The sequence below is a fragment of the Lacticaseibacillus salsurae genome (assembly GCF_045862175.1).
Taxonomy (GTDB): Bacteria; Bacillota; Bacilli; order Lactobacillales; family Lactobacillaceae; genus Lacticaseibacillus; species Lacticaseibacillus salsurae.
Map to the genome: position 1 here is coordinate 1 of NZ_BAAFZI010000075.1, position 7266 is coordinate 7266.

At 48.1% G+C, this 7266-nt stretch carries 10 protein-coding genes; 9 read left to right on the top strand and 1 reads right to left on the bottom strand.

What is annotated here, in order from left to right; translation table 11 throughout:
- From ACKTSG_RS13055 to ACKTSG_RS13065, 3 genes are all read left to right on the top strand, one after another.
- Positions 1 to 216, top strand: a 216-nt coding sequence (locus ACKTSG_RS13055) for a hypothetical protein (RefSeq protein WP_407895370.1), incomplete at its 5' end; no start/stop codon positions are given.
- Position 217: 1 nt separating this feature from the next.
- Positions 218 to 1537, top strand: a complete 1320-nt coding sequence (locus ACKTSG_RS13060) for an MATE family efflux transporter (RefSeq protein WP_407895372.1) — start codon at positions 218 to 220, stop codon at positions 1535 to 1537.
- 155 nt (positions 1538 to 1692) lie between these two features.
- The gene (locus ACKTSG_RS13065; protein WP_407895374.1) at positions 1693 to 2136 is read left to right on the top strand and encodes a hypothetical protein; all 444 of its coding nucleotides are present in this window, start codon (positions 1693 to 1695) and stop codon (positions 2134 to 2136) included.
- Between the two features lie 45 nt (positions 2137 to 2181).
- On the opposite strand, the gene ACKTSG_RS13070 is transcribed toward ACKTSG_RS13065, so the two are convergent.
- Positions 2182 to 2721 carry a PadR family transcriptional regulator gene (locus tag ACKTSG_RS13070; RefSeq protein WP_407895376.1) on the bottom strand — a complete coding sequence of 180 codons (540 nt, stop codon included), beginning with the start codon at positions 2719 to 2721 and terminating at the stop codon, positions 2182 to 2184.
- A gap of 89 nt (positions 2722 to 2810) precedes the next feature.
- Here ACKTSG_RS13070 and ACKTSG_RS13075 point away from each other — a divergent pair, with 89 nt between their 5' ends.
- The 6 genes from ACKTSG_RS13075 to ACKTSG_RS13100 form a co-directional block, all read left to right on the top strand.
- Entirely contained in the window at positions 2811 to 3362 is a 552-nt protein-coding gene (locus ACKTSG_RS13075; protein ID WP_407895378.1) for a phenolic acid decarboxylase, read from the top strand.
- A gap of 154 nt (positions 3363 to 3516) precedes the next feature.
- Positions 3517 to 4209 carry a response regulator transcription factor gene (locus tag ACKTSG_RS13080; RefSeq protein WP_407895380.1) on the top strand — a complete coding sequence of 231 codons (693 nt, stop codon included), beginning with the start codon at positions 3517 to 3519 and terminating at the stop codon, positions 4207 to 4209.
- The gene (locus ACKTSG_RS13085) at positions 4202 to 5575 is read left to right on the top strand and encodes a sensor histidine kinase (protein WP_407895382.1); all 1374 of its coding nucleotides are present in this window, start codon (positions 4202 to 4204) and stop codon (positions 5573 to 5575) included. Before ACKTSG_RS13080 ends, ACKTSG_RS13085 begins: the two co-directional genes overlap by 8 nt.
- 202 nt (positions 5576 to 5777) lie before the next feature.
- Complete coding sequence (locus tag ACKTSG_RS13090; RefSeq protein WP_407895384.1) at positions 5778 to 6479, top strand: glycosyltransferase family protein; 702 nt, start codon at positions 5778 to 5780, stop codon at positions 6477 to 6479.
- 11 nt (positions 6480 to 6490) lie between these two features.
- Positions 6491 to 6628 carry a teichoic acid D-Ala incorporation-associated protein DltX gene (locus ACKTSG_RS13095; RefSeq protein WP_407895386.1) on the top strand — a complete coding sequence of 46 codons (138 nt, stop codon included), beginning with the start codon at positions 6491 to 6493 and terminating at the stop codon, positions 6626 to 6628.
- A gap of 17 nt (positions 6629 to 6645) precedes the next feature.
- Positions 6646 to 7266, top strand: a 621-nt coding sequence (locus ACKTSG_RS13100) for an AMP-binding protein (protein WP_407895388.1), incomplete at its 3' end; no start/stop codon positions are given.

The following is a 7266-nucleotide window of genomic DNA, read 5'->3' on the forward strand; positions in this document are numbered from 1 at the left end:
AGGTTGATCCGGAAACTGGTGAATGGAAAGGTTCCGGTATCGAAACGTTATTTTAAAACAAGACAGCTCTCAGTGAACTGCCTTGCAGGTAAATCGAATTCAGTTCCAACAAATTGGGTAAAGGTCACGGCCGCTTCCAAACGGACGCTATTTATTTGGAATTGTTGCTTACATGAAAAATTGCTTTACGGTATCGTTAAACTGGAGGATTGTTGAGATGAACGACTTATTCGAACATGCGCCAGTGCCTAAGGCGTATATGCAACTGGCCTTACCGGTGGTGATCGGCATGGTTGCCAGCATGATCTACAATTTAGCGGATACCTTTTTTATTGCGCAAACTGGCAACGCGGATCTGGTGGCAGGCGTCGCGTTAGGCACACCGGTATTTTCCTTTATGTTAGCGCTAGGGGATATCTTCGGCTTAGGCGGCAGCGCTTTGATTTCACGGCTGATGGGCGCTCATGATTATCAAAAGGTGAAACGGGCCTCGAGTTTTTGTTTTTATGCCGCCATTATTTTAAGTTTGATCGTCACGGGATTGATGTTGGGTTTTGAGCAACCGATTTTGGGCTTGCTTGGGGCGACGGCTTCAACGCGTGCTTATGCTGGCGGCTTTTATCGGATGTTGGCCATTGGTGCGGTGTTCATTATTGTGTCATTGGTACCAGGCAACATCATTCGTACCGAAGGCTTGGCCAAACAATCGATGATCGCCACAGCGGCAGGATGTGCGTTGACCATTGTGTTAGATCCGATTTTCTTGTTTGGGTTGCACTGGGGCGCGACTGGTGTGGGTTTGGCCAATGTGATCGGATACATGTTGAATACTGGGTTGCTGGTATGGTTCACTATGTCGAAGTCCGAGTACTTAAGCGTGAAGCCATTGCTGGCGCATGTCGATACCAAGGCCTTTTGGGCAATTGTCGCCATTGGGATCCCAGCTTCGCTGACCAATTTCATGCAAAGCTTCGGGATCGCCTTGTTGAATTCGCATTTGGCGCATTACGGCTCTGATGCGGTGGCAGCCATGGGCATCGCCCAAAAGATCTACATGGTGGTGATGCTGGTGATGGTCGGCTTTGCTTTTGGGGCCCAACCGTTGATCGGCTATAACTTTGGCGCGAAAAATCATGACCGATTAAAAACCATCTTGAAGTATGATTTCAAAGTGGAAATCGGCTATGCCTTAGTTGCCGCAGCTTTGTTAATGATTTTTGCCCCACAACTGGTCGCCTTATTCATGAACACACCCAAAATTGTGGTCCTTGGCAGTTTGATGCTGCGGGCGTTGTTGATGACGACGCCATTCATCGGGGCCATCTTAGTCTTTACCACCGTCTTTCAATCGACTGGCCAATCGCTTGGGGCCTTGATCATGGCGATTTCGCGTCAAGGGGTGGTATTCTTCATCGTCATGATGATCTTGTCATTACTCTTAGGCTTGCACGGGGTGATTTTTGCCCAAGCGGTTTCAGATGTGATCACCTTTGTTATTGGGATCGTGGTTTATCGACGCGTCATGCGGAATCACTGAGAAAAGCGCCGCAACTTTCGCTGAAGTTGCGGCGCTTATTGCGATAAAAATAGTAATTTCCCCATATTCGCAACAAATTTACGATTTATGCTTGACCTGTAACGCGTTCCAACCGTTACAGTGTAACCGTAAACAAAAACAAGGAGGTCGCGAATATGTTCATCGCCGATCATGCGCCAGTCTACCCGCGCGTTAAGTTAACTCGTTACGATAAGCTTACTGCATTGCAACAGGCAGCGGTCTTTTTGCACCAAGATCGCGGCCTCGATTTTCAACAAGCCATTTCCAGTCTTCTAGCCAGTGCGGCTCGAGATGCCTTGCAACTCGATGACCGCACCGCCTTGATCCATGCCACTGATCCGGATTGCACCCAGCCAGAAGTGTTGGTGATGACGTTGCGCCGGCCGATTTTATGGACTATTTTGAAAAAGCCGATCGATTATCTGATCGTCTTGCGCGTACCGCAACTGTTCAATGACGCCCAACTCCAGCAACTGCGGGCAAAAGTTGCGGCAGTGGTTGCCGCCAATCACCAATATTTTGCCCAATGGCGTGATGATCCTGTCGGTTTAGGCATGTTTGCCGATGACTTAATTTAACTCCTATAGGATGCGTGTCACTGAAAAAATCAGTGGCGCGCTTTTTTAGTTGCAATGCGTCAACGCGGTTGCGAGCCAATCACAGTATTCATGTTCTCGTGATACTGCATGTTGGAGGATCAAATAATGGCCGAGGCCTACTGCGGGCGCGCCATCAGGAAACTTGGTCGCCAATTGATGCTCTAAGTGGGTGCGTTTAGCCGTATGTTCAACTTGTTGGGCTTCAAGCATCGAGCGCAAGCGGGCGTCGTTGGCATCGGGGATGAAGTAAAGCTTTAACGCAAACTCATCTTTGCCATTGGTTGATGCCGGCGTTGGTGCGGCGAGCCAGGCGTTCAATGTTTCTAACCCAGCGTCGGTGATCGCATAGCGTTTGCGGGCGAGTTTTTCGCCGGTGACTTCTTCGGTGTGCGTTAAAGCGCCGGCAGTTTCTAGTTTTTGCAGTTGGGGATAGATCTGTGAATGTTGCGCCGACCAGAATTCTCCGATATCTGAATCAAAGGCTTTTGTCAGTTCATAGCCAGTCCGTGGCATTTGATGAAGCAGGCCTAAAATAATGAATTGCAGTAAATTGCGTTGTGCCATGAATTTTCCTCTTGACGATTTGATAAGTTGAGTATAACATAATCACGTTGATTAAAACATGTCATTAATGACATATAGGAGGAACGCACATGGCAAACTTGAATCACTTAGATAAGCACTTTGAAACTTTAGACGACTTTTTAGGTACGCACTTTATTTATACTTACGACAACGGTTGGGAATATGAATGGTACGCTAAAAATGATCACACCGTTGACTACCGCATCCACGGCGGCATGGTCGCCGGGCGTTGGGTCACCGATCAAGAAGCGCACATCGCGATGTTGATCCCAGGCGTGTACAAAGTCGCTTGGACGGAACCGACTGGGACTGACGTGGCGCTGGATTTTGTGCCGAATGAACATAAGCTCAACGGCACGATTTTCTTCCCGAAGTGGGTCCAAGAACATCCAGAAATCACGGTCACTTACCAAAACGAACACATCGACTTGATGCACGAATCCCGCGAAAAGTATGAAACTTATCCAAAGCTGGTCGTGCCAGAATTTGCACACATCACTTACATCGGTGATGCCGGTCAAAACAACACCCAAGTGATCGCCAAGGAACCTTATGCTGGGATGCCAGATGATATCCGCAACGGCAAGTTCTATGATGACAATTATCAAATGATCAAGTAATCGAAAAGCCTCAAACCTCATCCCCGGTTTGAGGCTTTTTTCTTAAACAAAAGTAATGTTTGTCGGCGTCACCGCTTACGTGACAACACTGTTAGATTGTGCGCCTGAAGAATATGTTATTCTTGCAATAGCAATTTGCGAAAAGGGGGAGCTCATGGCACAGTCATTGTTATTAGTGGAAGATGAAGAAAGTTTGACCACCTTTTTATCCTCAGAACTCAAATTTGAAGGCTATGATGTCAATGTGGTGCACGACGGCTTGAGTGCTTGGCAATATTACCAAGCTCACGGCCAAAGCCTCGACTTGGTGATTTTAGATTGGATGTTGCCCAAACTCGATGGCTTAGAAGTCTTACGGCGCATTCGCAAAAATGACGACTTGCCAGTGATCATGATGACGGCCCGCGATTATGTCGGCGATAAGGTGGCAGGGTTAGATAACGGGGCCGATGATTACATCACCAAGCCTTTTGATATCGAAGAATTGCTGGCGCGCGTTCGTGTCTGTGTCCGCCGGCAAAATCATACCCCGCACAGTACTTATACCGTTGGGGATTTGACGCTTGATACTAAAGCCCGTACCGTTCGGCGAGGCGACCAAGTGGCAGTGTTGACCCCGCGTGAATACGAGTTGTTGTTAGCTTTGATCCAACATGCCGATAATCCCATGACGCGCGATGAGTTGTTGGACACGGTATGGGGCCAAGATTTCGATGGGCAAGTCAATATTGTGGATGTTTACATTCGCTACTTGCGCAACAAGTTGGACTTGCCGAATACGACGCCATTGATCCACACAGTGCGCGGTGTCGGTTACGTGTTATCAGCGGACTGGTGCCATGCCTAAAAATACCGAATCTAGCGCGAGTCGGATTTCGCGCGCTTATGCCTGTTTACTCACTGTATTGATGCTGGCGGTGGGGGTGGTCACCATCAGCGTGGTCGGCGCGCATTTGATCCACAACAAACAAGACGATGCGTCGCAATTGATGACGACCTTGCAAAAAAGCTTCGCCGATAATAAACCAGACTGGGATTATTGGCGTGATACTGCGAATGTCAACATGCATACCAGCTTTGTGCGTGTGATCGTACGACCGCATGCCAAACCCACGCGCTATTACTACACCAAACATACGCAAGCCTTTTTGAAAGATGATTGGAATACTTGGGCGTTGTGGTCGCATGTCCAGTATCAACAAAAGCACGGGATCTATTACCACTTGGCTGAAACCAAGTATTATGGCAAAACCAAAGTCACTTATGAATTGTGGTTGAGTTTGAATAATATGATCGAATTATTCAAGCTGACGCTTTTGGTGATTGTGGTGATGAGTATGATCGGCTTATTGTTAGGCATTTGGTTGATTCATATTTTTGCCAAACGGCTCAACCAACCGCTGGTAGATCTGACCACTGCGGCTGAAACCATCGTGGAAGCTAAAGACGCGACTTATCATGAAACGTTGCCAGTACCTGATGGCCCTGCAGAAGTGCGAGCATTAGGCATCGAATTCAACCGCTTGTTGACCAGTTTGAATCAACAAGTGATCCGCAATCATCAATTTGTTTCGGATGCGTCCCACGAGTTGCGCACGCCGTTAGCGGCAATTCGCGGACATGTGGGCTTGATTCGCCGCCATGCCAAAGATCATCCTGAAATCGTGCCGGAATCCTTAGCCACTATCGAATCATCAAGCCTTGCGATGCAAGAGTTGATCGAGCGATTATTAAGCTTGTCACGAATGGATCATGCGCATTTGGCAGGCGATTGGTTTGATTTGACGGAGCTTGCGCAACGCGTGGCCACCAGCTATCCGATCAGTGAACACAAGCCCTTGCAAGTGATCGGCACAGAAACAGTGTTGGCCTATGCGCATCGTGATTCGATCGAGCAAGTGGTCGTGGCATTACTCAACAATGCTGAAAAATACGGGGAAGATTCGCAAATTACCCTTGAAGTCTCGCGCACGCATGATCGGGCGCTGTTGTCTGTGTCTGACTTAGGTCCAGGGGTTGCAGACGTTGATAAGGCCAAAGTGTTCGACCGGTTCTATCGCGTGGATGCTTCGCGCGAAAAACAAATCGGTGGTACCGGATTGGGCTTAGCCATTGCCAAGCGCTTGATCGATTTGAATCACGGTGAGCTGGAAGTCATCGATAATCATCCAACTGGGGCTAAATTTGTGATCAGTTTGCCGACGAATAATTAAATATGATGAAGACTAAGGCGAAATGCTTTGGTCTTTTTTTGTGGCGTAAAAATCATGATTGACGTTTTGAAGTTGACTGCCATTTAGAAACTGAGCGCGATTCTGAGAAATTCTCAGGTTAATTTCAACAAGCTTAAGGGGATGCCGACAAGCAAAGTCGGTACACTGAAGTCATTCAAAAGCTTGTTGGAAAGGAGCTTTCATGCAAATCGCCTTGTTGATGCCGTGCTATCGGCCACAACATTTATCCCAAATCATGGTGGCAGTTCAAGCCCAAATCGATATTTGTACCAAGTTGTGGCCGCAAGTTAACTTTCGGCTGTGGTTGATCGATGATGGGGCCAGCCCAGCTGTGGCTGATGAAATGGCCCAGTTAAAAGCTAGCGTGCCTCATGCCCATAAGTTAGGGCTATCTCGGCATTTTGGCTATGACGCAGCGGTTCAAGCGGGCTTGGCGTCAATTGCTGCAGATGCTTATGTAGTGATCGATCCAGAACAAGCGACGATGATCGACGCTTTTGCCACGATGATCGATGCGTTGGTTGTTGGGGGCTATCAGGTGGTAGGCTTTGCCAGCAAGCATCGCGATTTGTTTCGTGATTGTGCGTTCACGGCTCAAGTCAAACGCGCCTTATTGCAAGGGGCGAGCCGGCATGCTTTTGCATTAAGTGATTTACAAGACATCGGTTTTAAACAAAAACGCCTAGCGTGGATCGGCCCGATGCCTAAACGCCAAGCCCCACCTTGGGTATTGTGGGGCGTTGCGGTGGTGATCGTGATCGCATTGAGTTTTTGGCCGTTGGGGGCAACGGTTGGCAATGTGATTTTATTAGGCATTTGCCTGACGCTTTGGCAACGGCGTAAACCGGGTGGTCCAAGTTTTGTGATTTCGACTATCGACTAAGGAGTAAGCAATTGAAACATTTCTTTCAACGACCAGTGGTGACTTTTATTTTACGCACGCTGTTTTATGCCGTGATTTTGTTACTGCTGGTGTATCTCTACAGCTACCGCGGCGTGGGTGGCAGTCACTTTATTTATAACGAATTCTAGTAACTTGGAGGCTTATTGTGATCACAGACATTATTCAAGCTATTGATGCGCAAGCCCAAGTGGTACCGCATCAGGTATGCTACCAAATCAATGACCAAACTTATGATTATCAACAACTCAGCATTGCTTCGACCAATTTAGCACAAGCCATCGCTGGTTGTGACTTACCTGAAAAATCCCCGATCATGGTGTATTGCGATCAAAGCTTTGAAACCATCGTTGCTTTTCTCGCTTGTGTGAAATCGGGGCATGCCTACATTCCAGTGGACACCCATTCACCGCAGACGCGTTTGACCATGATCGAAAGCATCGCCAAGCCGGCATTGATTTTAGCCGTGGCAGACTTACCGCTTCAAATGCATACCCCAGTGTTAGATGCACATACGCAAGCCATTGCGGCTAGTCGCGCCCATGCAGCGCAGTTGACACCAGTGACTGGGGATGACACCTTTTATATTATTTTCACCTCAGGCACTACTGGCCAGCCCAAAGGCGTGCAGATCTCGCACACCAACCTGTTGAGCTTTGTCAATTGGATGAACAGCTTTGATTTGCCAAAACATGCACAAGTGTTGAGCCAAGCCCCTTATTCGTTTGACTTGTCGGTGATGGGCTTGTATCCGGCGTTGACGCAAGGT